This is a genomic window from Agrobacterium sp. CG674, from assembly GCF_053521645.1.
Genome location: NZ_JBNWDZ010000015.1, coordinates 17,311 through 42,096 on the forward strand (window position 1 = coordinate 17,311; position 24,786 = coordinate 42,096).

22 protein-coding genes and 3 pseudogenes are annotated in these 24,786 nt (G+C 56.0%); 20 read left to right on the top strand and 5 right to left on the bottom strand.

The window, feature by feature from the left end; translation table 11 throughout:
- The first annotated feature begins 98 nt into the window (after positions 1-98).
- The 3 genes and pseudogenes from ACQZ51_RS22725 to ACQZ51_RS22735 all read left to right on the top strand — a co-directional run bounded on the left by ACQZ51_RS22725 (position 99) and on the right by ACQZ51_RS22735 (position 3,765).
- Positions 99-1,637 (top strand): hypothetical protein, encoded by a 1,539-nt coding sequence (locus tag ACQZ51_RS22725; RefSeq protein ID WP_448780785.1) that lies wholly within the window; start codon positions 99-101, stop codon positions 1,635-1,637.
- Between the two features lie 444 nt (positions 1,638-2,081).
- A pseudogene (locus tag ACQZ51_RS22730) lies at positions 2,082-2,225 on the top strand (IS30 family transposase); the annotation flags it as partial.
- 286 nt (positions 2,226-2,511) lie between these two features.
- Complete coding sequence (locus ACQZ51_RS22735; protein WP_448780786.1) at positions 2,512-3,765, top strand: hypothetical protein; 1,254 nt, start codon at positions 2,512-2,514, stop codon at positions 3,763-3,765.
- Positions 3,766-4,027: 262 nt separating this feature from the next.
- Here ACQZ51_RS22735 and ACQZ51_RS22740 read toward each other — a convergent pair whose 3' ends face one another.
- Both ACQZ51_RS22740 and ACQZ51_RS22745 read right to left on the bottom strand, forming a co-directional pair.
- Positions 4,028-4,321, bottom strand: a complete 294-nt coding sequence (locus ACQZ51_RS22740) for a DUF3175 domain-containing protein (RefSeq protein ID WP_448780788.1) — start codon at positions 4,319-4,321, stop codon at positions 4,028-4,030.
- Positions 4,322-4,372: 51 nt separating this feature from the next.
- Positions 4,373-4,681, bottom strand: coding sequence for a plasmid stabilization protein (locus ACQZ51_RS22745; protein WP_448780790.1), 309 nt, complete (start codon positions 4,679-4,681; stop codon positions 4,373-4,375).
- Between the two features lie 239 nt (positions 4,682-4,920).
- Here ACQZ51_RS22745 and ACQZ51_RS22750 point away from each other — a divergent pair, with 239 nt between their 5' ends.
- From ACQZ51_RS22750 to ACQZ51_RS22760, 3 genes are all read left to right on the top strand, one after another.
- Positions 4,921-5,718 (top strand): SDR family NAD(P)-dependent oxidoreductase, encoded by a 798-nt coding sequence (locus ACQZ51_RS22750; RefSeq protein ID WP_448780792.1) that lies wholly within the window; start codon positions 4,921-4,923, stop codon positions 5,716-5,718.
- 141 nt (positions 5,719-5,859) lie between these two features.
- Complete coding sequence (locus tag ACQZ51_RS22755) at positions 5,860-6,735, top strand: SDR family oxidoreductase (RefSeq protein ID WP_448780820.1); 876 nt, start codon at positions 5,860-5,862, stop codon at positions 6,733-6,735.
- 226 nt (positions 6,736-6,961) lie between these two features.
- Complete coding sequence (locus ACQZ51_RS22760; RefSeq protein WP_448780794.1) at positions 6,962-7,180, top strand: hypothetical protein; 219 nt, start codon at positions 6,962-6,964, stop codon at positions 7,178-7,180.
- 384 nt (positions 7,181-7,564) lie between these two features.
- Here the strand turns inward: ACQZ51_RS22760 and ACQZ51_RS22765 are convergent.
- Positions 7,565-8,395, bottom strand: a pseudogene (locus ACQZ51_RS22765) (trans-sulfuration enzyme family protein); the annotation flags it as partial.
- A 103-nt stretch (positions 8,396-8,498) separates the two neighbouring features.
- Between ACQZ51_RS22765 and ACQZ51_RS22770 the strand changes: the two are divergent.
- The 12 genes and pseudogenes from ACQZ51_RS22770 to ACQZ51_RS22825 all read left to right on the top strand — a co-directional run bounded on the left by ACQZ51_RS22770 (position 8,499) and on the right by ACQZ51_RS22825 (position 19,980).
- Positions 8,499-9,383, top strand: coding sequence for a LysR substrate-binding domain-containing protein (locus ACQZ51_RS22770; RefSeq protein WP_448780796.1), 885 nt, complete (start codon positions 8,499-8,501; stop codon positions 9,381-9,383).
- Positions 9,384-9,998: 615 nt separating this feature from the next.
- Positions 9,999-11,111: an FAD-dependent oxidoreductase gene (locus ACQZ51_RS22775; RefSeq protein ID WP_448780798.1), complete on the top strand. Its 1,113-nt coding sequence runs from the start codon at positions 9,999-10,001 to the stop codon at positions 11,109-11,111.
- 193 nt (positions 11,112-11,304) lie between these two features.
- Positions 11,305-11,733 (top strand): annotated as a pseudogene (locus ACQZ51_RS22780) (NADPH-dependent FMN reductase); the annotation flags it as partial.
- On the top strand, positions 11,730-13,505 hold the full coding sequence (locus tag ACQZ51_RS22785; protein WP_448780799.1) for a cytochrome c biogenesis protein DipZ: 1,776 nt from the start codon (positions 11,730-11,732) through the stop codon (positions 13,503-13,505). The pseudogene ACQZ51_RS22780 and the gene ACQZ51_RS22785, both read left to right, overlap by 4 nt.
- Positions 13,506-13,681: 176 nt before the next feature.
- The gene (locus tag ACQZ51_RS22790) at positions 13,682-14,422 is read left to right on the top strand and encodes a response regulator (protein ID WP_448780822.1); all 741 of its coding nucleotides are present in this window, start codon (positions 13,682-13,684) and stop codon (positions 14,420-14,422) included.
- Positions 14,419-15,735 (top strand): ATP-binding protein, encoded by a 1,317-nt coding sequence (locus ACQZ51_RS22795; protein ID WP_448780801.1) that lies wholly within the window; start codon positions 14,419-14,421, stop codon positions 15,733-15,735. The genes ACQZ51_RS22790 and ACQZ51_RS22795 overlap by 4 nt, the downstream gene beginning before the upstream one ends.
- A gap of 231 nt (positions 15,736-15,966) precedes the next feature.
- Positions 15,967-16,167 (top strand): hypothetical protein, encoded by a 201-nt coding sequence (locus tag ACQZ51_RS22800; protein ID WP_448780803.1) that lies wholly within the window; start codon positions 15,967-15,969, stop codon positions 16,165-16,167.
- 170 nt (positions 16,168-16,337) lie between these two features.
- Entirely contained in the window at positions 16,338-16,712 is a 375-nt protein-coding gene (locus ACQZ51_RS22805; RefSeq protein WP_448780804.1) for a MarR family winged helix-turn-helix transcriptional regulator, read from the top strand.
- A 207-nt stretch (positions 16,713-16,919) separates the two neighbouring features.
- A complete protein-coding gene (locus tag ACQZ51_RS22810) occupies positions 16,920-17,456 on the top strand; it encodes a cytochrome P460 family protein (protein WP_448780806.1) in 537 nt (178 codons plus the stop codon).
- 276 nt (positions 17,457-17,732) lie between these two features.
- Complete coding sequence (locus ACQZ51_RS22815; protein WP_448780808.1) at positions 17,733-18,134, top strand: cupin domain-containing protein; 402 nt, start codon at positions 17,733-17,735, stop codon at positions 18,132-18,134.
- A 185-nt stretch (positions 18,135-18,319) separates the two neighbouring features.
- Positions 18,320-19,141 carry an alpha/beta fold hydrolase gene (locus tag ACQZ51_RS22820; RefSeq protein ID WP_448780810.1) on the top strand — a complete coding sequence of 274 codons (822 nt, stop codon included), beginning with the start codon at positions 18,320-18,322 and terminating at the stop codon, positions 19,139-19,141.
- 71 nt (positions 19,142-19,212) lie between these two features.
- A complete protein-coding gene (locus ACQZ51_RS22825) occupies positions 19,213-19,980 on the top strand; it encodes an alpha/beta fold hydrolase (protein WP_448780812.1) in 768 nt (255 codons plus the stop codon).
- Positions 19,981-20,080: 100 nt separating this feature from the next.
- Here the strand turns inward: ACQZ51_RS22825 and chrA are convergent, their stop codons facing one another.
- Positions 20,081-21,493: a chromate efflux transporter gene (chrA, locus tag ACQZ51_RS22830; RefSeq protein ID WP_448780814.1), complete on the bottom strand. Its 1,413-nt coding sequence runs from the start codon at positions 21,491-21,493 to the stop codon at positions 20,081-20,083.
- A gap of 5 nt (positions 21,494-21,498) precedes the next feature.
- Entirely contained in the window at positions 21,499-22,311 is an 813-nt protein-coding gene (locus ACQZ51_RS22835; protein ID WP_448780816.1) for a chromate resistance protein ChrB domain-containing protein, read from the bottom strand.
- A 393-nt stretch (positions 22,312-22,704) separates the two neighbouring features.
- On the opposite strand from ACQZ51_RS22835, the gene ACQZ51_RS22840 reads away from it, so the two are divergent.
- Together ACQZ51_RS22840 and ACQZ51_RS22845 are read left to right on the top strand one after the other, a co-directional pair.
- On the top strand, positions 22,705-23,454 hold the full coding sequence (locus ACQZ51_RS22840) for an SDR family oxidoreductase (RefSeq protein WP_448780818.1): 750 nt from the start codon (positions 22,705-22,707) through the stop codon (positions 23,452-23,454).
- A gap of 649 nt (positions 23,455-24,103) precedes the next feature.
- Positions 24,104-24,786: SdiA-regulated domain-containing protein (locus ACQZ51_RS22845; protein WP_448780819.1), on the top strand; the 683-nt coding region annotated here is incomplete at its 3' end.

Consider the following 24,786-nt stretch of genomic DNA (forward strand, 5'->3'; position numbering starts at 1 on the left):
CCTCTCAGAAGCTTTCGCATAACGCTTTACAGGCTTGACATAGGGGCTGCGGCAATCTCACATGCGCGCGCTCATACGGCCAAGGGAGATTTATCGAGATGCGTCATAGGCTTATCACGGCGACGACCGCCATCATCACGGCTTTGATCACTGGGGCGTCCGCGGCGGATATCAGCCAGGATGGCGCCAACGCCATCCGTGACAATCTCAATCATCTGCTGCCCAAGGACATCGCCAAGGGTGCGCCTGTTACGGTCACGCCCGCCGGGTTGCGCTACGAGATCGTCTATGACTTCGCCAAAATGCTGACGAAGATCAAGAAAGGGGATTTTGTCATCAAGGGCCTGACGCCCTTCAAAATGTTCGCAACACCGCAGGACAGCGGGCTCTGGGAAGTCGAAGGCAACAACACCCTCAATGTCACCGGGCATTTCACCGGGCCTGACAAGAAGCGGTCGGACTTCACCTATTCAGTTGCCGACATGGTGTCTAACTCGATCTTTGATCCGACGATCAGCTATTTCCGTTCGGGTGATTTCAGCGCCAGGGATCTGAAATTCACCTCGTCCACCGATACCGAGGCGGTCAATATCAGCTTCGGCGACATGATCTATAAGTTGGCATCCGCCGAAAGCGCCACAGCAGGACGCCTGGATTTTGTTACCAACGGCAAATTCAGCACGTTTGCGGAGCAAATCAGCAGCGAAGAAATGCCGCCGATTCAGATTTCAGCGGACAGCCTGGATTTCGATGCCAAGGTCAATGGCATTGCGGCCAGGGACTTGAAGGAAATAGTTCTGTTCGTGCTCGATCACGTCGAGCAGGAGCATCTCACCAAGGAGAGCGAGACCAAGCTCAAGAATCTCCTCAGCAATGCTTTTCCTCTGCTGAGCTCGATCGAGGAAACCATTAGGCTCAATAACTTTGCGGTCACCAGCGCCGTCGGCGGCGCCGGCGCCAGGTCCCTGGGATATCACTTTTCGGTCGATGGGCCCAGCCACGCGACGCGCATCGGTGTTGCGATGGATGCTGCCGACCTGACGCTCGACAGCGCTTTGGTCCCTGCCGGATACACGGCGCTTGTGCCTCAGGCGCTTGATATCCAGTTCGGCGTCCCGGGCATGGATTTTGCAGCACTCGGCGACGAGTTCATGAAAGTAGACTTTACCAAGTCGACAGGCGACAGCGAAAAGGCGGGACAGCAGGCTGCGGAAAGGCTTTTCCCGGGCGGCATCCTGAAGGTCGAGTTTCCGAAGATCAGCGCCAAGTCTAGCGTCTACGACGTCGAGGTATCCGGGGAATTGGAAGGTCGCGTCGATACGCAGAAGGACTATAAGGTGAACGCGTCAATCGTGGCCCGCGACTACGACAAGACGATCGCGGCCGTGCAGGAATTGGCAAAGACCAATCCGGACATGACCCAGGCGTCCTTCGGCCTGATGATGATCAAGGGCTTTGCCAAGGCCGATCCGGATGGAGCGCAGCGCTGGAACGTGGCGGTTGCCAGCGACGGCTCGGTCAGCGTCAATGGCCAGCAGATCAAGGGGCCGGACGAACCGGTCGCTGACGAGGTCGCGCCCATGGACGAGGAGGCTCCCTCGGATGAGACAGCACCTTCCAACGATACCAGGCCCTGATTGCAAAAGGCCCGCTTTGAATGCAGGCCTTTTCGTTCGGTACAGACTTTGACGGAGAGCCAGATCCCGGCGGCACTCTCCGCCACTGACGACGCGGCGGCCCGCGTTTTGGCCTCGCAAACATGCTGGCAGGCCCAGATGGCGGCCGCGTTCTCCGCAGACCGTGCGATATTCGCTGGTGCAGATGCCATCGAGACGGCGGGGCGGTCTGGCCTGCCTGGACCATCCTGCCGTTGGCACTTAAACGCAAGAATTCGGCCTCTTCGAACCTGCTCGCACTAGAAGGAAGAGGCGCAATGCCATTAATCCCGAGCAGGTGATTACCGTCGTCAAATCGATTTTTCGATGTCACAACCGTCTGAGAGCCACAGACGATCGCGTCAGAAATGATTAGGCAGGAATTCACTATTCCCGACAGATGAGGAGTATGAACGACCGGCGCATGTCGATACACTGTCATTCAGCAATCGGGACTTAATCGAGATCTGCAACAATCTGAACTCCGCGCCGCACAGATGCCCTGGGTGCAAAACGCCGGCAAAAGTATTTCGGCAGAAACTCCTCGCCCTTACCAGGCGCACCGGATAAGGGCGACACGCTGCAGGTCGCAGTATGGCACGAATTCACACAGGTTTCCCGTTTCTATTATCTGATCGCAGGCGAGTTTTGATTTAAACCCCTTGAAGAATAACCAACCAAAAGATGAAAAAGCACTAAGCGTGAACATCTCAATATAGGTACACCATTCTAGATGGCGCAATTAATTCTCGGAGCTTTGCATGAGCATGGAGTCTGACTGGGGTAAGGATCATTTCAATGAAAGTCCGATCGACACAACAAGGCTTATAGAAGTCATAAACAACGGAAAAGCGTCGTGAGTAAATTCATTTACCTGATAATCGTGGCGAGCTTGTCGTCTTCCTACCTATCCTTTACAGCGCGAGCCGAAGGTGCCGCGACTGAGCTGCTTCAAAAGTATTTGGCCAATGGACGCATTGGTGAGGCAGACGAGCAGATGTTGTCCTTAGCTTCCAAAGCCACCGACAATGCTGACGCACAGTTGGGGCTTGGTCTCGTACGCTCGGCCCGTGCATTCGAAAAGCTATCCCAATCGCTATATCGTTATGGCCTTGGCTCCAAATCCGACGGCTACGAGTTGTTTTTTGGCCGTGGTCCCAGCGAACTCGCAAAAAATCACAATCCTGAGCCCATTACATACGAACAGTTTCGCGCTATTCTCGCAGCGTTCATCTCTAATCTTGATGTCGCCAACAAGGCGCTCGCTGCTGTTGGTGCCAAGCCCGCAAAGTTGGAAGTCGATCTCTCTGTCGCGAGATTTGATTGGAATGGCAATGGGAACGTGGAATCGGAAGACCATATTGGGAGCATTTTTTCTGATAAGGACGAAAACGGCGAAGCTCTACCCTTCATTGTTGGTTTTGACACCGCCGATGCAAAATGGCTGCAAGGCTATAACAATTTGCTGATGGCTGTTGCCAAGGCTTGGCTTTCTCGTGATTTTTCCGAAAGCTGGGACAGCAGCTTTAGCGTTGTCTTTCCGCGGGCAGTCTCAACGATGTCGCAAACCAACGGAAAAGGCTCTGAGGATTATACGATGTTCGGCGTCAACAAAGGACAGGCAGATGATATTGCCGACTTTGTTACCTTGGTTCATACGATCAGGTGGCCGGTTTCTGACAAGGTCATGTGGGAAGAAGTGCGCGATCACCTGAAGAAGGTCATTATTCTCAACCGGGAAACCTGGGCACTCATCGACAATGAGACCGATGACGATCATGAATGGTTGCCGGGTCCAAAACAAAAGAGCGGTGTTCTGCCATCCTTTGACGTCACGCCTGAACGCATCCAGGCATGGCTTGCAGTGCTCTCTCAGTTTGAAGCCGCCCTTAATGGAAAAATTCTTGTTCCGCATTGGCGCTTTGACAAAGGCATCAACCTCGCAAAAGTTTTCGAGGATCCCAGGCCTTTAGACTTTGTGCTCTGGGTAACTGGGCCGGCTGCTGTACCATATCTGCAGGATGGCCCTACTATGAGCAGCGGTGAATGGAATCAGATCGCCAACATCTTCGAAGGGAATTTCGCGGCCTACGCCTTCTATTTCAACTAGGGTTTTGCACTGGAATGTAGGCCGACCATACATTTCTGAGTCGACATCCTTTAAAGTGGCAATATCCCCCCCGTCTCGGCTAGCGGCTTTTGCAGCTTGGTGTTCTCGTCTTCGAAAGCCTTCAGCTTGCGGACAGGGGAAATCTCGAAGCAGCCAAACTTCGCCTTGTATGGGTAACGGGTCGCTTCGGCTATCCAACACTTGCAGCAGACATGGCGGGTCGTTTGGCTGTGAGCGGACTATTGGCTATGCTGCCCGATGATCAGTGTTTCGGATGCTTGTCAAAATCTTTGCGCAACTCGTCCTTGGCCCTATCGAGCGTCGCCAACCTGGACTTCGACAGTTGCTTGCCAGCGCGATTGATGTAGAAAGTCAGCATCGACATGGCGGACTGGAAAGGGGAAGCCTTGCGGCGGTCGCTCTGTTCAGCCGAGGCCTTCAGCGAGTCGGCGATCTTCTTTGGGTTGCGCAGTTTGAAGACACCGCCTTTCAGATCCGCATCGCTGCTTTCAGTGACATCCTGCGACCATTTCTTTTTGGATTTCTTCTTCGGCATGAGCGTTTCCTCCATAGAGAAACGGCGCCCCTTTCGTGGCGCCGCGTCCTATCAATGATGTGCGTGGTGCTCGTTGCGCTTGCGGGTGGCAGCGGCCTTCTTAGCTGAGGCCGAGCGCTCTTCTTTGGTGCGCGACGCGGCAGCTGCGCCGCCCTTGTATCCGCCTTTTTTGGAGGAAGTGTGATTTTCGGCGTGGCCTCGGCCTGAGCTTGACTTCTTTCCGCTTTCCTTGTTGACGGTGGCCCAGGCACGGCGTTCTGCTTCCTTCTCGGAGACACCACGGTCCTCGTAGCCTTCCTCAATATGCTCGGCCTTGCGCTTTTGCTTGTCAGCATATGCGGATTTGTCACCCTTCGGCATGGAACATCTCCTCTTGCTTCAATGAAGCAATGAAAACGACGCCTTTCTCGCCGAAGTTCCTCGCAGGAAGCGCAAAGCAGTGCTTTTTGTCCGTTTTCACGGGTTTTGTGCGGTTCCGTACAAGCGCTGCCAGCGAGGAACAAGTCCGGAAGGCTGTCGTTTGAAAGCGAGAGTGGCCTCGCCGCGTACGACGTTAGGTAGCCGCGTCACCGCATCCACAAAGCGCAAGGAGAACGCAAATGGCGATTGAGACCCGCAAAGGCCTTGCCGTCGTCACTGGTGCCTCGACGGGTATTGGGTACGAACTGGCCAAATGTGCCGCCCAGGATGGCTATGATCTGATTATTGCAGCCGATGAGCCCCGCATCAATCAGGCTGCAGCCAGCTTGAAGGAGTTTGGCACCTCGGTGGATGCGATCGAGACCGACCTATCAACGGAGGAAGGTGTCGACCGCCTTCTCGAAAACATTGAGGCATCTGGCCGTTCCGTTGATCTGCTGATGGCCAACGCCGGTCGCGGGCTGGGAAAGGGTTTCCTCGACCAGGACTTCGCCGAGGCTCGCAAAGTTGTAGACACAAATATTGTTGGCACTATCTACCTCGTGCAACAGGTCGGCAATCTGATGCGCAGCCGCGGCCAGGGCCGCATCCTGCTGACCGGTTCGATTGCCGGCTTCATGCCCGGATCTTATCAGGCCGTCTACAATGGCACCAAGGCATTCATCAACAGCTTCTCCTTCGCGTTGCGCGAAGAGCTGAAAGACAGCGGCATTACGGTGAGCTGCCTGATGCCGGGTCCGACGGAGACTGAGTTCTTCCAACGCGCTGACCTGACGGACACTTCCGTCGGTCAGGCGAAGAAGGATGACCCGGCCGACGTTGCCAAGGTCGGTTACGACGCGATGATGGATGGCGAAGGTGATGTCGTCAGCGGCTGGAAGAACAAGCTGCAAGCCGCCGTCGCCAACGTCACGCCGGCGAGCATGCTGGCCCATCAGCATGCCAAGATGGCCGAGCCAGGCTCCGGCAAGAATTGAGCCGGGAGTTGAAACATGGACCATTCTTTCACTCTGCAGCTCAGCCGCCGATCCGTACTCGCGGCTGCAACTGCAACGCTTGCCGCTTCAACATTTCATTTTATTGCGCAGGCGGCCTCAACCTTATCGAAAGCAGCCACTATGGAAAATCCGACGACAAAATATCCGAAGCCTCCATTCGAAAAGCAGTCCCAGCCATTTCCTGGCCTGGCTGGGAAAATGAACCCGAAGCCCGACCACGGCGAGACATCGTACAGAGGCTCTGGCCGCTTGGCGGGAATGAGAGCGCTGATCACCGGCGGCGATTCCGGCATGGGGCGTGCTGCCGCGATCGCATATGCCCGCGAAGGCGCCGACGTTGCGATCAACTATCTTCCAGACGAAGAGCCTGATGCGAAAGAAGTTATTGCTCTTATCGAAAAGGAAGGTCGAAAGGGTATAGCCTTGCCAGGCGACCTTCGCGATGAAGCTTTCTGCGAAAAACTCGTTGAGGATGCGGTCACGGCGCTCGGCGGTTTGGATATCCTCGTCAATAACGCCGGACGGCAACAGCAGGCCGCATCGCTGTCAGACATAACCACCGAAGCTTTTGACGCGACGATGAAGACCAACATCTACGCAATGTTCTGGCTAACGAAAGCGGCTCTCAAGCATTTACAACCGGGATCGGCGATCATCCAGACGACCTCGGTTCAGGCGTATGATCCATCGGAAGATCTGGTGGATTATGCGATCACCAAGGCCGCCGGAATGAACTTCACAAAATCGATGGCGAGGCAACTCGGCCCCAAGGGGATCCGGGTCAACGGCGTGGCACCGGGACCCATCTGGACGCCGCTGCAGGTCAGCGGCGGGGCAACGATGGAGAAGCTTGTAAAGTTCGGCGCCGATACCCCGCTTGGCCGGCCCGGTCAGCCTGCGGAACTTGCATCTATTTACGTCCAGCTGGCCGACCCGTACGCAAGCTATGCTACGGGCCAGATCTATGGCGCCGCCGGTGGCAGTGGCCAGCCATGATGTGCATAATTTCTAGTCCGCCCCCTATCAACTTGTGCTGCTCTTCAGCGAGTTCGATCGGCGAACTCGCAGCCGAAACGGTCCCCGAGACCCCTATGAAGGGTGGGCATTGGCTTCTGTGCTTGCCGAGTAACTTGGCTGCGGACTCAGGAAAGTATCACTTTGAAATGTCACCGGGAGACGGCCTAAGGCGACGTTGGGACTTTTGCAAATAGGAGACTTCACAATGGAAGAGAAGAAACTAACTTCTGGGCCGAACGATAGCCCAAGTGGCGCCTCCATCGGCCAAACGGCTGGAGGTTTTCCAGACGATAGCGGTCGCGCGGTCGATGTCGATAGCGAGAAGATCGAAGCAACGAGGCAAAGACTCGTTGACGAGCCACACAAGAAGCTGGCGCGGGAAGTGAAGGAACAGGAAGAAGCATCGCGGCTTGGGTCTGAGTAGGCGAGGCGCGAGAGTTCTTCAAACGATACGACAGTTGGAAGCATGTTTCCACTTAGGCGTCGCCGCCTTTCCACCGAAAAGCTTCGCAGGGGTGTTCTCTGGCTTCGTATGCCCGTCCAGCTCGACCAAACGGTTGTTGCAATTTCAACTCTCTTTTTGCTCACTGACCCCATCATGGTTTGGCTTTTTGGGTTCATCACGTAACACGCAAAAGCGCCAGAATGTCTGGGAGTCTATCGTGAGCTACAGCTGCTTCGCCATGATGATCGCGTCAGGGGCCGCCCGCCATTGAGCCAACGACGACCATAACCAGGGCGTCGACGTCGATCTCGCGGTTGACGGTAACCGTCCCGCCAGTCCGCGTCACGTTGACACCATTTCCGGCGCAACGCGGTTTGCAATTTTCCTGGCGAAATCGAAGGTGACCCGACCTGAATGGGCAAGGCGAACGCCCATGGTTTCCATACCGCGAAGTGCCAGCGCGCAGTCATCAGGCGAGACCCCCATGCCGATCATCCGCATGGTGTCCTTTAGCTTCTTGTGCAGCGCGATGTCCTTGACTGCGATCGATCCCATGAGAAGGTCGGAATGGCCGCCGACATATTTCGTCAAGGCCATCGACGAGAAGTCCATGTCGTGGGCGAGCGGCTTGAAATAGAGCGGCGTTGCCCAGGTGTTGTCGCAGCCGGTCAGGACGCTGCGGGATCTCGCCGCTGCGACGACGGCGGGAATGTCCTGGATCTCCATCGTCGTGGAACCGGGTGATTCCGTCCAGATGAGCTTGACGGTCCCGTCGATGAGGCTGGCGATGCCAGCGCCGATCATGGGATCGTAGATGCGGTGGCTGATGCCGCGCGGCTTCAGGTAGTTTTCGCAAAAGCCCGCCACCGGCGGATAGGCGCTGTCCGGGATGAGAACGGTGTCGCCGGGCATCAGCACCGAGAGGAACACCACAGTAATGGCCGCCTGGCCCGATGGCACCAGGACCGTTCGAAGGCCCTGTTCCAGAGCGGTGATCGACGCCTCGAGCGTACGCGATGTTGGCGTGCCATGGAGCCCATAGGTGTAGCCATCGGGACCGCGCTTGGACCGGTTGGCATAGGCTTCGGCGCTGTCGAAGACAATTGTCGATGCCCGGTAGGTCGGTATTGCAAGGCTCGCAAAACCTTCATGGGAAACTTCGGGCCGCTTTACGCAGAGTGTCTTGTCACGCATGGACTGTCCTCATTCGATAATTTCCAACAGTCTAGGCCGGAGCGGGGTAGACAAACAATTGACCCGAGCGTCTAAGTCTATGCGTAAACCGTATAGGTGATAGATGAACTTCAGGCAGATCGAGGCGTTCCGCGCCGTCATCATCAGTGGCACGGTCTCGCGCGCAGCCGAACTTATGGGCGTGACACAGCCGAATGTCAGTCGCCTGGTCGGCGAACTGGAAGAGGCTGTTGGCTTTGCACTGTTCGATCGCGTCAAGGGTAGATTGATCCCGACGCCGGAAGGCCAGGCATTCTACCGGGACGTCGATTCCAGCTTCAAGGGACTTGATCTGCTGCGTTCATCCGCAGCGCGCATCCGGGATTTTGGCTCGGGGCAGATCCGCGTCGCAAGCCTGGCAGCTGCTGGCTCAACGATCGTGCCACGTGCGGTGAAGCTCTTTAGAGAGACCTACCCTGCGGCAATCGTAACACTTAGCGTTATGTCGTCTGCTGCTGTGCGCAACCATATTGTCGATGGCGATTTCGACCTGGGCCTAGCTGCCGACGAGGTCGACTTGTCGGGGGTCGAACATCAGGTTTTTGGGAGCTTCCCGGCCCTCTGCGCTATCCCGCCAGGACATCCTTTGGCAGAGCGAGAGGTTGTCAGGCCGGAGGATTTTCATGACGTTGATTACATAGCATTGTCGGCAGAGGATCGGGCCCGGCTTCAGTTCGAGCGTCATTGCGCCGAAGCTGGATCCAAGCCCAACCTTGTGATCGAAACGCCTTTTGCCATCACAGCCTGCGCACTCGCGCTCGAGGGGGTCGGATTGGCGGTCGTCAATCCACTTGCTATTGATGGCTTTGCCCAGCGCGGCCTGATCTTTCGACCTTTCGAGCCGTCAGTCTATTTCAAGAGCTATCTGTTGTTTCGGCCGGATATGCAGAAGGCGAGCCTCGTACGCGCCTTCGTCACGGCGCTGATGGCGGTTCGCAACGCTAGATAGATTGATCCAATTCGATTTTTTTGGGGGCTCCTTCTGCGTCGTTCGTACCCTTGCGAGGATGAAGGCAGATGTTCGCGCATCCGTCGTTAAGGCACCGCCGGCGCTCTTCAAAGCGGTCGATCCGGTCAACAAGCGGGAAACCGAGACGCGCAGCAAAGCGCTATTATCTGTAGCATAGTGTGTCCGGGCTGCGATGCAGTACCCTGCGATACCGTTTAGAGCGCTGTTTTGAAAATACCCGACACATCGTGCCACCATTAATGCCTTCAACGCTTCCTACGTTGGAGAACCGAATTGATGAATACGACAACGTCGCTCCTGTTGATCCGCAGGGTGTTGAACGAGTTTTGTGAGGAACACGGCATGTTGATTGGGGGTGCAACCGCGAAGAACGCTGCACGGTATCTTATGCAATGTAATTCAGAAGATGTTCCCTCGATGTCGACGCTGCGATCTTCGTTGTCAGCATGGATCCGAACGCATGCCGGAGCGACGTCTTAGACGGCCATAGATACAGGGCCGGGTGGGCATGAGGACCTATTTATGTTTTCTCTGTTGCCTCTTCTTTCCCGTAGATATATAGGATCCTATACAATAAGCTTTTCAGAGGTTGAAATGATTACAATTATTGGCGCAGGCATCGCCGGACCGTTGCTCGCCTTGATGCTGCATAAAGGTGGAGTCGATTGCACCATCCTCGAAGCGGACCCGTCGCTCGAGGCCCGTCACCAGGGTGGAATGCTCAATCTGAATGAGGGAACAGGGCAATTAGCGCTGCAGTCTGCTGGTTTGTATCCAACGGTGCTCGATCATGTCCTGCCAGGTGGCGACGCTCTGCGTCTTGTGGGACGCGACGGCAAGATCTTGTTTCAAAATAAAGGAAATGGGAGCCGGCCAGAAATCGACCGCGGCACACTGCGCCGCCTGATAGTGGAGGCTCTGCCGGGTGACGTCATCCACTGGGGCAGTAGTGTCAAAACAATAGAACGGGACGGCACGGGTTTCAGAATCAGGATGCAAGACAACTCGGTCAGGCACGCCGATGTTGTCGTCGGAGCGGACGGTGCATGGTCTTGCGTTCGGCCGGTTCTCACCGAGAAAAGACCGATCTACTCCGGAATTACCTTTGTTGAACTGCGATATCTTGAAGCGACCCGCAATCATCGCCTTACGCAGCGCCTCATCGGCGATGGTCTGATGTTCGCACTCGCCAAAGGACAGGGGATTATCGGACACAGAGAGCCTAACGATGAATTGTGCGTTTACGCTGCTCTAAGCCTGCCTGAAAAGATGTCCCGGAACGAGATCGACCGAGCTGCGCTGCTCGATCATTTTGAGGGATGGGGCGGAGACTACCACACCATGCTAGCCACTAGCGACGGGGCACTGGTCTCCAGGTCAATCTACGCCTTGGCCACGGGCGAATATTGGCCAAGGACACCGGGTGTCACGCTGATTGGCGACGCTGCTCATCTCATGTCTCCCTTTGCGGGCGAGGGCGTCAACCTCGCAATGGCGGATGCTAGCGATTTGGCAACGGCCATACTTGCTCAGCGAGATAACCTCGATGCGGCTCTGGCAAATTACGAGGCGAAGATGGTCGAACGTACCACGCCTTACCAAGAGCAGTCCGCCGCCAATCTGACCCTTGCCTTCGCTGACGATGCGCCCAGGGGATTCCTTGAATTCTTCGAAAACCTGAGCAACCAGCCGCAACAAGTAACATGAGCAGACCAATAATTGAGATCGCTGTGGTAACCGGAACATCGCGACCCGGTACAAAGGAGCCTGCAGTGGTCGACTGGGTCATTTCACATGCCCGTGCTCGCAAAAATGCACGATTCACAAGCCTCGACATCGGCGCATTTGACCTGCCAATGCTTGATGAGGCAGTGCCCCGGCGCGGGGCCATTATTCTCATGACCATACGAAGCCATGGGCCGAAGCTGTTGTCAAATTCGATGGGGTCATTTTCGTAACGCCCGAGTACAACCACGGGCCAGCTCCAACGCTGATCAACGCGATCAATTATCTATTCAAGAAATGGACAGATAAAGCCGCTGCCTTTGTGAGTTATGGCGTTCAGGCGAATGGCAGTCATGCTCTCCATTGCTTCGTTGCAACGAACGACTGGAAGCTTCCTCACCAACTTCATCGTTCCCCACGCGCGGTGCCCTTGCTGCATGTGACGAGACCGCTGCGAAGGCGGAACGATAAGATTCTACATTGCGGTACACTTACCAGGGGAGATGAACACATCCGAGATACGTCACGCCGACAGATTGGGTCTATGGCTGGTGGTGCTTCGTCGCTGGCCGAAACAAAAATCGATTCCAAGGAACGACGATGACCCTCCTCATCATTGCCTATCTCGGCGGAGCGCTGACCATACTCAGCCCATGCATTCTTCCCATTCTCCCCTTCGTTTTTGCCCGGGCGGGAAAGCCTTTCATCCGAAGCACGCTCCCCATGCTGATCGGCATGAGTGTCACTTTCGCACTGGTCGCGACGCTTGCAGCGGTCGGTGGCAGTTGGGCGGTCAATGCCAATGAATATGGTCGCCTTACCGCTCTCTTGCTGCTCGCACTTTTCGGGATCAGCCTTTTATCACCGCGCGTTGCAGGCTTTGTCACCCGGCCGCTTGTCAACATCGGCAACAGATTGCTGAATGCGTCGGGCAAGCCCGGGTCCGTGCCGACTGCCGCGAGCTCCTTTATCCTCGGCGTTGCAACTGGACTTCTCTGGGCACCCTGCGCCGGGCCGATCCTCGGTCTTTTACTGACAGGTGCGGCATTAAATGGTGCCAATCTTCAGACGACCTTTCTGCTGGCCTCATATGCAGGTGGTGCCGCAACGTCACTTGCCGTTGCTCTCTTGGTAGGGCGTAGGATCTTTGCCGGCATGAAACGATCGTTCGGCGTCAGCGAGCGTATTCGCCAGACGCTCGGTACCGCGGTCCTAGCCGGCGTTGCCGTGATTGCCGTTGGCCTGGACACCGGCCTCCTCGCACGGCTTTCCTACGGCAGTACGACCGCATTTGAACAGGGGTTGCTCAATCGGCTGCAAGACAAGCGTCCTGCCCAAATTTCGTCTGAGGTTGCCAACAGCGGCACAATATCAGCTGTCGTCGATCAGGCTCAGCCTTTCCGGAGCAATTTGCCGATGGAGGGCAACGCACCCCCGTTGATTGGCGCCATTGAATGGCTAAACTCACCTCCGCTGACGACAGAAATGCTTCGTGGCAAGGTCGTCCTCATTGATTTCTGGACCTATTCCTGCATCAACTGCATTCGAACCCTCCCGTATATCCGTGCCTGGGCCGAAAAATATAAGGATCATGGTTTGGTCGTTATTGGTGTTCATGCGCCGGAGTTTGCGTTCGAGAAAAAGATAGGCAATGTGAGAACGGCGATCAAGGATCTTAAGATCGCCTATCCAGTTGCGATCGACAACGACTACAAGATCTGGCGCGCTTTTAAGAACAGCTATTGGCCGGCGCTGTATCTCATCGACGCTGACGGCCAGATCCGCTACCACCAGTTTGGAGAAGGCAGCTACAGGCAGTCTGAACAGGCAATCCAAGACCTTCTACGTGAGGCTGGAAGCAAATTGACGGCGACTGCACCGGTAACACCCGACGCCAAAGGCGCCGAGGCGGGTCCCGACTTCGACAATATCCGCTCAAGTGAAAGCTATCTAGGCTACGACCGCGCCTCGGGCTTCATCTCCCCGGAGGGTCTGCGTGCTGATGCGAGTAATACATATTCCGTTGGCCAGCCGGGCCTGAACGAATGGGGTCTCGCGGGAAAATGGAAGTTCGGCAAGGAGGGGGCCGTATCGCAGGAGCCTGGTGGAGCGATCGTGTACCGCTTCAGCGCCCGAGACCTGCATCTCGTGCTTGGCCCCGGCGCTTCCGGCAATCCGGTCCGTTTTCAGGTGAAGATTGACGGCAAGGCGCCAGGGTCAAATCACGGTGCGGATACCAATGCAGAAGGCTACGGCACGATAACCTCCACGAGGCTGTACCAACTCGTACGTCAATACGGCAACCCAGTGGAACGGACATTCGAAATCCGCTTTCTCGATCCAGACGTCGAAGCCTATGCGTTCACTTTTGGATGAGGACTGTGTCACCTGAGGCCTCGGTAGCGATACCCGTACTTGTGAGCATCAGGTAGGCACTCTTCAGGCGGGAAATGCTTCCGCCGTGCGGCCGCCAAAAAACACTTTACTCAGTCCGCTGACACAAACAAATAGCAGCTGTAGAGCGCCCAATGAATGAAACCGGAAAGACCAAGATGGAGCATGTCGATCACATCCTGATTGTCGATGACGATCGTGAAATTCGCGAATTGGTATCGAGCTACCTGAAAAAGAACGGGCTTCGCACCACTGTTGCTGCTGACGGGCGGCAGATGCGAAGCTTCCTCGAAGCAAGCTCGGTCGATCTCATTGTACTCGACGTGATGATGCCGGGCGATGATGGACTGGTTCTCTGCCGAGAACTGCGTGCCGGCAAGCACAGAGCGACTCCTGTCATCATGCTGACGGCACGCGACGATGAAATGGACCGGATCATCGGGCTTGAGATGGGCGCTGACGACTATCTACCAAAACCATTTGCGGCGAGGGAACTCCTCGCCCGGATCAAGGCCGTCATTCGACGGAGCCGGATGTTGCCGCCCAACCTTCAGATCAGCGAAGCCGGAAATTTGCTGACCTTCGGCAACTGGCGCCTCGACACCGTAGGTCGGCATCTTCTCGACCAGGAAGGCACTGAAGTTGCGCTCAGCGGTGCGGAATACAGGCTGCTGCGAGTGTTCATCGATCATCCGCAGCGTGTCCTTAACCGCGACCAGATCCTAAACCTGACGCAAGGTCGCGACGCCGAGCTCTTTGATCGTTCAATTGATCTTCTAGTTAGTCGACTGCGTCAGCGGCTAGGCGATGATGCACGTGAGCCAACCTACATCAAGACGGTGCGGGCCGAAGGCTATGTGTTCTCAGTGCCAGTCGAGATTTCGGTGCCACGGTCATGAAGGAAAATAACTCACTTCTCCGATGGTGGCCGAACACGCTTCGCTCACGACTGTTTCTGATTCTCTTCGCCGGGCTGGCTGTGGCGTATGGCCTGTCGTTCAGCATCCTATTCGCTGAGCGGTACATGTCGGCAAAAGCGATCATGCTCGGGACATTGGAGAGCGATCTTGCAACATCAATCGCGGTCATCGATAGGCTTCCTGCGGGAGAGCGGACTGATTGGTTGAATCGTCTAAGCCGGGGTAGTTACCGTCTTGTTCTGGGGCCTGGACTGCCCGGCGTGCCCGATTTGTCTGGCCGCGGTCAAGAAATTGCCGACCGGATAGAAGAGGCGGCAGGCTACAAGTTCCCAGTTCGGGTTGAATCCATTCCGGGCGATGGAAAACGGCTGCAGGGTCATCTTACGCTCTCTGACGGTTCACCGCTTACAATCGACGTAACCCCACGCGGTGTCGTGCCCTTGGCCAGCTGGCTGCCGTATGTCTTTCTCGCCCAGATGGTTCTGCTGATCCTCTGCACTTGGTTTGCCGTCCGCGAGGCTGTTCGCCCGTTAAGTGATCTCGCTGCTGCTGCAGATGCACTCGACCCGAACAAGAAAGCATCTCCGCTGGCCGAAAACGGCCCTAGCGAAGTTGCCAATGCGGCGCGAGCCTTCAATGCGATGCGCGACCGCATCGCCGATAATCTGGCAGAGCGCGTGCAAATCCTAGCGGCAATTTCGCATGACCTGCAGACCCCAATCACGCGCATGCGGCTGCGAGCGGAGTTAGCGGACGATAGCGTGGAAAAAGACAAGCTCGTGAGAGATCTAGCCGAAATCGAAAGGCTAGTGCAGGACGGTATCGCTTACGCGCGCAGCTCCCATGGCGATGGAGAAAAGCCTACGCGCATCGACCTCGCGTCTTTCATTGACAGCATAGCCTACGACTACCAAGATATCGGCAAATCAGTTACGTTGGGAGGCGTCGTCCCAGGCACAATTGTCACCAAACCACATTCACTACGGCGCATCCTGACCAACTTCATCGACAACGCCCTGAAGTTTGCGGGTGCAGCTGAGGTCAGCGTCACAAGATCGAGCGACGGAATGCTTGTTATTAGGGTTACAGATGACGGACCGGGTATTCCAGACGATAAACTAGAGGCTGTGATGCAGCCTTTTTTCAGGCTTGAAACATCACGCAATCGCGAAACGGGGGGCTCAGGTCTTGGACTGGCTATCTCCCAGCAGCTCGCATTCACAATCGAAGGGTCGGTGAAACTCTATAATCGACCTGCCGGGGGGCTCACTGCCGAAGTGACTTTACGTTGACCCCGACCAATAGCCGTGAGGTTTCCAGCATTTGACGGTCCGCGCTGTATCCTTCCCCTCGAAACTACACGGTGATACGTTTTCCGGCAGATTTAAAAATATCGTGGATACATGGACGGTTTGAATCTCGAGGCATTCGGAGCCGATTGGCGGTGAAGCTATCGGCAAGTCCGAAGACCACCAGTGACCTCGGATCTAAAGTCATCTGATGACCTTGAACAGGAGACACCTATGAAAAAAGCTATTGTTGCTATCCTTGTTGCCGCGGTATTTGCGTCACCATGCATCTATGATGCAGTCTCACCGGAGCCGTCACCAATAGCCGGACTGGTTGCGATGATGACACCGCAGGACACCCATGCCATCGCATTGTCGCATGGTTGGGACGCATTCTACTCGTGCGAAGAGCATTTGGAGGATATTTGCGGCTGATGTGCTTTAATGGAGTAGCAATCGTGGCTTTCACTTGCGGTATCTAGCAAAAAGTTAGATCAAGCGGATCCTATGCACACACAGAGGATTTGATGTTAGTGGATACTCCGACACCAAGATGGAAATTACGAGAGAGGCCAGGCTATCTCGTAGTCCGGCTGGCCCGGCTGATGTCACGCTATGCGGAGGAGCGTATTCAGCCCTTAGGGACAGGGCTTGCCGGCTATCCGGTCATAACCGCACTCACGGAGGGCGGCGAGATGACGCAAAAGCAGTTGACCGAACTGCTTGGAGTGGAGCAATCCAGCACTGCGCAACTTTTAGGCCGGCTTGAGCGTGACGGGTTCGTAACGCGTAGAAAAGACCCTGAGGACGGCAGAAGTAGTTTCATTTACCTCACCGAAAAGGCCAACTCCGCGTTACCGGCTATTGCTGAGATAATGGATGACGGAAATGATTTGGCTGTGGATGGATTTACCGCTCAGGAGATCGCTCAAGTGATCGACTTGCTGAAGCGCATGCTTGCAAATTTCGAAAAGCGCTAGTTGGTGAATGTGAAATTGAAAGGCCGCTCCTCGTGTTAACGGGAGAAATACTTTCAGGTTCATAAAACTTTAAATTCGGCAAAGGGCGTTGAACATTTTCAGCGTGCAAAGGCTCCCACTTGCACGATCTCTTGACTATATATATAGGATCCTATGGAGATTGTTTACGCTCGGACGTCACGGTATCTACCGTTGGAAGCTCATATCTTGAAGGAGAGTGATTTGAGGAAATTGTTGGCGACATGTTCGGTCGTCTCAGCCGCTTTGGCGTTCACGATATACGCTTCCATCGGCAGCGCTGGAGAAAATGTTTCACCAGTGTATGGCGTTGGTCTTCCTGAGGGTTATCGTGATTGGAGGGTGATAACCGTGGCGCACGAGGCAGGCCGAAACAACGATATCCGTGCGGTTATAGGCAACGACATCGCCTACGAAGCGTTCCGCGCTGGTACGCTTCCCTTCCCCGACGGAGCGATCATCGTCCGGCTTGCTTACGAGTTCAGATCTTCCCCGCGCAACGATGCCGTCTTCCCGGCACCACAGTCTTTCGTCGCTGGGAACCCGACAAACGTGCAGATCAGTGTCAAGGATTCAAAAAAGTTCACTGATACGGGTGGCTGGGGTTACGGGCAGTTTGAGAGCGGGATTGCAAACCCGAGCGTCCCGTTGACTAATTCTTGTTTCGCGTGTCACCAGAAACTCGATCGATCAAGTGATTTCGTGTTCAGCCATTACTCGCCATGACGTCTAAAGCCGACTGGGAAGCGACCAGTGCTCGGCAGGATGAGTGCCCAGAGGCAAAGTGAAGCGACTAAAAACCGTAGCTATCGACCGCTGTCTGGACAACACCAGGCCTAACATTACCACTATACACCCGGCACCACATACGGCGTCTACACTGGGTTACAATGCGATGCTTTGCCGGACACACCCTGAATACATGGATCCGGCCATATGAGCGTGCTGATGAAGATCAACATCGGCAGGAGAAGCCTCAATCCATGAAAGAAGGATAACGTCATGAAGCTCATCAAGTCCATCGCAGGCGCACTGGTAATCGCAGGTACTGCGTTCGCAGTGTCGACGCAGGCGCAGCAGAACAGTCCGCTGAAGCGCACCGATCTAGTGCAAAGCCAGATAAGCGCCCCGGGTCTACAGGTCGTTCAAGCGCGCGTTGACTTCGCACAGGGTGCCGTCTCCATCAAACACTCCCATCCAGGTGAAGAAGTGGCCTATGTCCTGAAGGGCTCAATCGAGTATCAGCTCGAAGGTAGAGAGCCTGTGACGCTGAAAACCGGTGAAGCCTTGTTCATTCCAGCTGGCGTCGCCCATGTCGCTAAAAACGTAGGTGATGGCGAAGCTTCAGAACTGGCCACTTATGTCGTTAAGAACGACGAGAAGCTTGTCGTTCCTGAGAGGTGAGGCGTCCCGTTGTCGTATCGTATTAATTATTGGCCCACGCTGGATGCTTGGCCGCAGATCGGCATCTAGATTACAACGCATGATGAAATCGGCACCCGTCTTGTAACGTATCCACCCCTCTCTAAGCCCTCCAACTAGCGTTCGCCCGCCGCAATCAATGTGGGCGTTCCACATGGAAAACTATAATGTCAAATTTCACCACCACCGACGGTACCCGCCTCTTTTACAAGGACTGGGGAACAGGCCAGCCTATCCTCTTTGCCCATGGCTGGCCGCTGTCGTCCGATGCCTGGGACCAGCAGATGCTGTTCTTCAGCCAGAATGGCTTCCACGTGATCGCCCATGATCGCCGCAGCCACGGCCGCTCAGACCAGACATTCGACGGCAACAACATGGACCAGTATGCTGACGATCTTGCCGAACTGATCAATGCACTCGACCTGTCAGACCTGATCCTGGTTGGCCACTCGACCGGTGGCGGCGAAGTTTCGCATTATATCGGCCGTCATGGCACGGCTCGTGTCGCCAAGGTGGTTCTGGTGGGTGCGGTTCCGCCGCTGATGCTGAAGACCGCCGACAACCCGAACGGCACGCCGATGGAGGTTTTTGACAGCATTCGTGAGAACACCGCGAAGAACCGTTCGCAGTTCTTCTTTGATCTGACGTTGCCCTTCTACGGCTTCAACCGGGACGGTATCGCGACCAATGACGGCTTGCGTGAGAACTTCCGCCGTATCGGTCTACAGGGCGGTATCAAAGGTCAGTACGATTGCATCCGGGAGTTCTCGGAGGTCGATTACACCCGGGATCTGAAGAGCATCGACCGCCCAACGCTAATCATCCATGGCGATGACGACCAGATCGTGCCCATCGACGCCTCGGCTCATCGCGCTGTGGAACTCGTCGCAGATGCCACGCTGAAGATCTATTCAGGCGGCTCCCACGGATTGGCAGAGACCGAGGCCGATCGTTTCAATGCCGACGTACTCGCCTTCATCCGCAGCTGACCAAACCCAGCTTCACCAGCCAACCGACGTCATTATTCCCCATCAACCTCATCTTGAGAAAAGGAACTACCATGTCCAAGTTTGTTGCAAGCCTTGCAGTTGCCGGCGCTCTCCTCTCGGGTAACGCGGTTGCCCAGCCTACCAAGCCCACCGTTGTTCTCGTTCATGGCGCATTTGCCGACTCCTCGAGCTGGAACGGTGTCACCCGGATCCTGCAGAAGGATGGCTACCGTGTCGTTGCTGCCGCCAATCCATTGCGCAGCGTATCATCCGACGCTGCCTATATCTCCGATGTTGTTGCGAGTATCGGCGGCCCTGTCGTTCTCGTCGGCCATTCCTATGGCGGTCAGGTGATCACAACCGCCGCCAATGGAAAGGCTAACGTCAAGTCACTGGTCTATGTGGCGGCCTTTGCGCCAGATGAAGGTGAAGCCGCGGCCGATCTTGCTGGAAAGTTTCCGGGTGGTACGCTTGGGCAGGCGCTTGCGGCTCCGGTCAAGCTTGCCGATGGTGGTACCGATCTCTCCATCGATCAGGAGAAGTTCCACGACCAGTTTGCACATGATGTGGGCGTCGAGGACGCTGCCCTCATGGCGGCCGGCCAGCGGCCGATCACCGAGGCGGCGCTGACGGAAAAATCAGGCAAGCCGGCTTGGAAGGCGCTACCGTCTTACTTTGTCTATGGTGACGGCGACAAGAACATTCCTGCCAAGGCGCTCGGCTTCATGGCTGAGCGGGCTACCTCTAAGCACACGGTCGTCGTGGAAGGCGCCTCCCACGTGGTCATGGTCTCGCAGCCACAAGCGGTCGCCGACCTTATTGAAGAAGCGGCGAAATAAGCTTCGTTCTCTCGTGGAAGACTGGCTCCTATGACCGGTCTTCTGCGGAACGACGGGATCATTTGATCGAATGATTTCAAGTCGTATATCCGCTGACCTCTTATGCCAATGATGCGGTAACAGATGTCCATGCCACGCCTAGACCCGCCGAAAGCAGCAGTGTCGCGATCACGGACATCCTGAAACGGAAGATCGCCACGGCCGCCGATGTGGTCAATACAAGTGACGGCCAGATGATCGAGGTCATCACTGGCACATCTATTCCCCAGACTCCTAACGACACTCGTCGGACTTCCGCGAACAAGACATGCAGACCAAACCAGACGGCAAGGTTGAGGATTACCCCGACGACTGCAGCGGTGATTGCGGACATCGCGCCTTCGAGAGCCACGTTTCCGCGCATCTTCTCGATGAAGGGCGCGCCTGCGAAGATCCAGAGAAAGCTCGGAAGGAACGTCACCCACGTGGTGAGGATCGCACCGAGCGTGGCTGCCATGATTGGCGACATCGAGCCCGGATCGCGGTAGCCAGCGAGAAAACCGACGAACTGCGTGACCATGATCAGCGGGCCGGGCGTCGTTTCCGCCATTCCCAGACCGTCGAGCATCTCTCCGGGCCGAAGCCAGCCGAACTGATCAACCGCTGCCTGCGCCACGTAGGCTAGGACGGCGTATGCTCCCCCGAAGGTGACGATCGCCATTTGGCTGAAGAACACCGCGATCTTCGAGAATACGTTGTCAGGCCCGAGCGTGAGCAGCAAGGCCGCCACGGGGAGCAGCCAGAGAAATGCCAACACGCCTGATGTCTTCAGTGACCAGGCGAGGTTCGGACGCGCATGGTGCGGAATGCTCTCGCCGAGGACAGAGTCGCGGTCCTCGAGGATCTCACTCGAACCCGATTTATGGCCGCCGCCCACCTTAAAGATGGACATCCCGGCTCGTCCGCCGAAATAGCCGACGATACCAGCCGTGATGATGATCAGCGGAAACGGCGCATGGAGGAAGAAGATCGCCACGAACGCCGCGGCTGCGATGGCAATCATCGCTCGGTTCTTGAGCGCCCTGCTACCGATCCGGAAGACCGCCTGGATAACGACGGCGAGCACAGCGCATTTCAACCCGAAGAACATTCCCTCAATGGTGGTCAAGTCACCGAACAGGATGTAGATGTAGCTGAACGCCAGGATCGAGGTAAAGCCGGGCAGGACGAACAGCAGGCCGGCGATCATGCCGCCTTTGGTCTTGTTGAGCAGCCAGCCGATATAGATGGCAAGCTGATGGGCTTCGGGGCCGGGCAGTAGCATGCAGTAGTTCAGGGCGTGCAGGAAACGATGTTCTCCGACCCACCGCTTCTCGTCGACGATGATGCGGTGCATGACGGCGATCTGGCCCGCAGGGCCGCCGAAGCTGAGCGCTGCGACACGGGCCCAGACCTTTACAGCTTCGGAGAGCGGAACGGCGTCTCCGTTCGAGATCGGGCGGTCGGTGACGGAAGTTTTCGTGAGGTCGGTCATGATCGTTATCCCTTCCTCGTATTGGGCCAATTATGCGTTTCGTTCGTCGCGTCTCGGCACCAGCGGTAGAACGCGTCGTAGATCGTCAGACCCGCCTCCAGTTGCTCCAGGTCATCGTTGAACATCCTGGATAGTCCGAGAGAGACAGCCACCAGGCCGGCAACTTCGGGAGCGAGATCAGGGCGGGCCGTGTCTGCACCGCGCACGATGGTCGCGAGACGCAGGAGGGCCTCAGAGCTCAGGCCGAACTCCTCGATCATGACGTCGAAGGTGCAGAGTTCGCTCCGGTGGCTCCAGAACGCGCCCTCGACATCGAACGGCGTGGCGTCGAACCGGTCCGCGACCAGTTCGACCTCGCTTGCCGGCACGAAGAGGAACGTGGCGGACGGATCGAGGAAGCGCCGGATCAGCCAGGGGCACGCGATGCGGTCGATCTTCGGCCGGGACCGCGTCACCCAAACAGTTCTTCCCTTCACATCCCGAGGCGGCATCTTGTCTTCAGGGACGAGAAGTCTTTTGGCATCGCGCCAGGCTTCGAACCCTCCTTCGAGGACTTCTGCTTCAACGCCCATCGCTCGAAGATGTGCGGCCACGCCGTGGCCGAGCTTCTGCCCTTTCTGGCAGAGGACGATGGCAGGCCCGTTGATCTGGGGACCCCATTCCGTCACCTGTCGGAAGTCGCGGCGGATTGATCCGGGAATGCGGCGAGGGTCACTGCCGAAGTCGTCGTCGATGCGGACATCGATGACGGTCGGCGGGTTCGGCGTACCGATGATGCGGGCAAGTTTGTGGGGCGTGATCTCAAGAAATGACGGCATAACGCGTCCTCCGTTGTCGCGGGTTTATGGACGCGATACTTCGACCGTAGCCTCGTGGGGCGATCGCAACCCCATGCTCAAGAATTTGCTTTTCCCAAGCCGGATGTCAAGCATCTCGTATTCCATGGCTATGGCGCCAAACTTCACCGCAACAGCTCGAGGGTGCGCTTGGCGTTCTCCAAGCGACGCCTTTGTCTGTTGCCGCTGATGTTGCGCCGCTAAGAGCCCTCCGGCTTCCCGCTATATGCTGTCGTTCCTTCCAATCTTACATGCTGTAGGCGACCTACAACGGTCCGTATCGGGATAACCGGACGATTTGGTTTTCGGCAAGAAACGGGTCGTCGCGCATTTACCCCATCGCCTATGCCTAGGCTCCCAAATAAGGAGCCAATCATGGGAATGTTGCAGGACAAAGTTGCTGTCATCACCGGCGCATCATCAGGAATAGGACGCGCCGCAGCCTTGCTGTTTGCTGCCGAAGGTGCTGCCGTTATTCTCAATGCCAGAGGCACGCTGGGCTTGGAGAAGGTCGCGGAGACGATACGGGGCCACGGCGGCAAAACCCACATCGTCGTGGGTGATGTCAGTCAGTCTGAAACCCATGACGAACTGACTGCTGAAGCCGTGCGACTATTCGGCGGCCTCGATATCGCCTTCAACAATGCAGCGATGGTCGGACCATTAAAGCCACTTGCAGACGTAACCCTCGCAGAATGGCAGGAGACGCTTGCGACCAACCTGACTTCGGCCTTTATGGCAAGTCGAAGCCAAATCCCTGCTATGCTGGAGAGAGGCGGCGGCTCTATCATATTCACATCCAGTTTTGTCGGGACCAGTGTTGGTCTGCCGGGCATGGGCGTCTACGCAGCGTCCAAGACCGGATTGATGGGGCTCGTAAAGGGGATCACCGCCGACTATGCCAGCAGGGGCATCAGGGCAAATGCACTGATGCCCGGCGGCTCCGATACTGCAATGGCTGGTGACGAAGCGCAGAAGGAGTGGGCCGCAGGCTTGCACGCCTTGAAACGGATTGCGCAGCCGGAAGAAATTGCAAGAGCCGCATTGTTCCTTGCCAGTTCCATGTCAAGCTTTGTTGCCGGTTCTGCATTGTTCGCGGACGGTGGGAATTCAGCTGTCAAATAGCAAACCCGTCCGGACCTCGTTGATATTGCCACGCGGTCGCAAGGTTGTTAGGCGATATCAGTCGGGCCGCCCGACAAGCAAATAGAAGCCATTTGCTGGAAGGGCAACTTAGAAGGTGACTAGTGGGCGTGCTGGAAGCAACTCGTCGTGGAACTTATGGAAACTGCCTGCAAGACCGGAATGAGACTTTCTTGAGAAGTGAGGGGTGGAAAAACAGGTGATCGTTGCTGCACGGTCCACCCATAGAGGCTATCCCCCACAACGAATTCCTGTGGATCGACCGTCCACGTCCGCCCTGTTGCGGGACCTAACGCAGGCATAGCCTGCTAGGGGTTTGTCTTTGTGATCAAATGTATGGGAATAGCCCAGCGAGTGCCGACTAAACGTCATTCCTTGTCCGAAGCCCTCGGTCCAGTTGATAAGCCAACGGGCCCATCACACATAATGCAATGTCGCAATATCAGGATCAACTGACTCAGGCGTAGACATCAGTATGTACTGGCACCGGGCTGGCGTCGTGTTTGGCTGCTATGGACACGGTATAACTGGGCTCAAATACAACGGGACGAGTGTCATTTTCAGAATTAAACTACTACTCGGAATCGTCATTTTTCCTGTCCTCGCGACCTACTTCTCCGGGATAGCTGCGGTGGCCTATTTTGAATGGTTCTCAAAAAGCAATGTGATCCCGGGCTCTTCGTTGCAGTTGGATCGATACATTGTGACTATACAGGAAAGGCAAGTCGGCCGACTCAGCGATCTGTCAGGTCTGACGTATTCAGCAACAACCGGAACCCTTTTTGGCGTTTCCGGGCGACCCAGTCAGATAGTGGAGCTTTCGACGGACGGGGAACTTCTTCGAATTATTTCACTCGACGGCGTCTCTGACCCGGAGGCCATTGCACACGTGGCTGGGGACAATTTTCTTGTTTCCGATGAGGGCCGCAAGCGCATTCTAGAAGTCACAATTGGCGAGCGAGCCAGTAAAGTTACCGCGAGCGAGCCATCATATTATGCCACGACGGATTGGCAATTCCCTAATCTCGGATACGAAGGGCTGGATATCGGCAATGGGTTACTCTACGTCGCGCAGGAGATGCTACCCTCGGCTGTCACGGTGGTAACCCGTGCAACACCGGGTATCATACCGACCGTTAGAGAGTGGGGCATGAATGCGTTTTCTCGCCTTTACATGCTAGATATTTCATCCCTCGCCATTGAAAAAGAAAGTGGTAATGTTTTGGTGATGAGCCATCAATCCGCTCTGATCGCACAATACAGCCCAGAGGGCAGGGTGCTTGGTGGCCTGCTGCTATGGAAGGGCAGACATGG

Coding starts and splice junctions, on each gene's coding strand:
- ACQZ51_RS22725 (WP_448780785.1), top strand. CDS start 99: ATGCGTCATAGGCTTATCACGGCGACGACCGCCATCATCACGGCTTTG.
- ACQZ51_RS22740 (WP_448780788.1), bottom strand. CDS start 4,321: ATGCCGAAGAAGAAATCCAAAAAGAAATGGTCGCAGGATGTCACTGAA.
- ACQZ51_RS22745 (WP_448780790.1), bottom strand. CDS start 4,681: ATGCCGAAGGGTGACAAATCCGCATATGCTGACAAGCAAAAGCGCAAG.
- ACQZ51_RS22750 (WP_448780792.1), top strand. CDS start 4,921: ATGGCGATTGAGACCCGCAAAGGCCTTGCCGTCGTCACTGGTGCCTCG.
- ACQZ51_RS22755 (WP_448780820.1), top strand. CDS start 5,860: ATGGAAAATCCGACGACAAAATATCCGAAGCCTCCATTCGAAAAGCAG.
- ACQZ51_RS22760 (WP_448780794.1), top strand. CDS start 6,962: ATGGAAGAGAAGAAACTAACTTCTGGGCCGAACGATAGCCCAAGTGGC.
- ACQZ51_RS22770 (WP_448780796.1), top strand. CDS start 8,499: ATGAACTTCAGGCAGATCGAGGCGTTCCGCGCCGTCATCATCAGTGGC.
- ACQZ51_RS22775 (WP_448780798.1), top strand. CDS start 9,999: ATGATTACAATTATTGGCGCAGGCATCGCCGGACCGTTGCTCGCCTTG.
- ACQZ51_RS22785 (WP_448780799.1), top strand. CDS start 11,730: ATGACCCTCCTCATCATTGCCTATCTCGGCGGAGCGCTGACCATACTC.
- ACQZ51_RS22790 (WP_448780822.1), top strand. CDS start 13,682: ATGGAGCATGTCGATCACATCCTGATTGTCGATGACGATCGTGAAATT.
- ACQZ51_RS22795 (WP_448780801.1), top strand. CDS start 14,419: ATGAAGGAAAATAACTCACTTCTCCGATGGTGGCCGAACACGCTTCGC.
- ACQZ51_RS22800 (WP_448780803.1), top strand. CDS start 15,967: ATGAAAAAAGCTATTGTTGCTATCCTTGTTGCCGCGGTATTTGCGTCA.
- ACQZ51_RS22805 (WP_448780804.1), top strand. CDS start 16,338: ATGTCACGCTATGCGGAGGAGCGTATTCAGCCCTTAGGGACAGGGCTT.
- ACQZ51_RS22815 (WP_448780808.1), top strand. CDS start 17,733: ATGAAGCTCATCAAGTCCATCGCAGGCGCACTGGTAATCGCAGGTACT.
- ACQZ51_RS22820 (WP_448780810.1), top strand. CDS start 18,320: ATGTCAAATTTCACCACCACCGACGGTACCCGCCTCTTTTACAAGGAC.
- ACQZ51_RS22825 (WP_448780812.1), top strand. CDS start 19,213: ATGTCCAAGTTTGTTGCAAGCCTTGCAGTTGCCGGCGCTCTCCTCTCG.
- chrA (WP_448780814.1), bottom strand. CDS start 21,493: ATGACCGACCTCACGAAAACTTCCGTCACCGACCGCCCGATCTCGAAC.
- ACQZ51_RS22835 (WP_448780816.1), bottom strand. CDS start 22,311: ATGCCGTCATTTCTTGAGATCACGCCCCACAAACTTGCCCGCATCATC.
- ACQZ51_RS22840 (WP_448780818.1), top strand. CDS start 22,705: ATGGGAATGTTGCAGGACAAAGTTGCTGTCATCACCGGCGCATCATCA.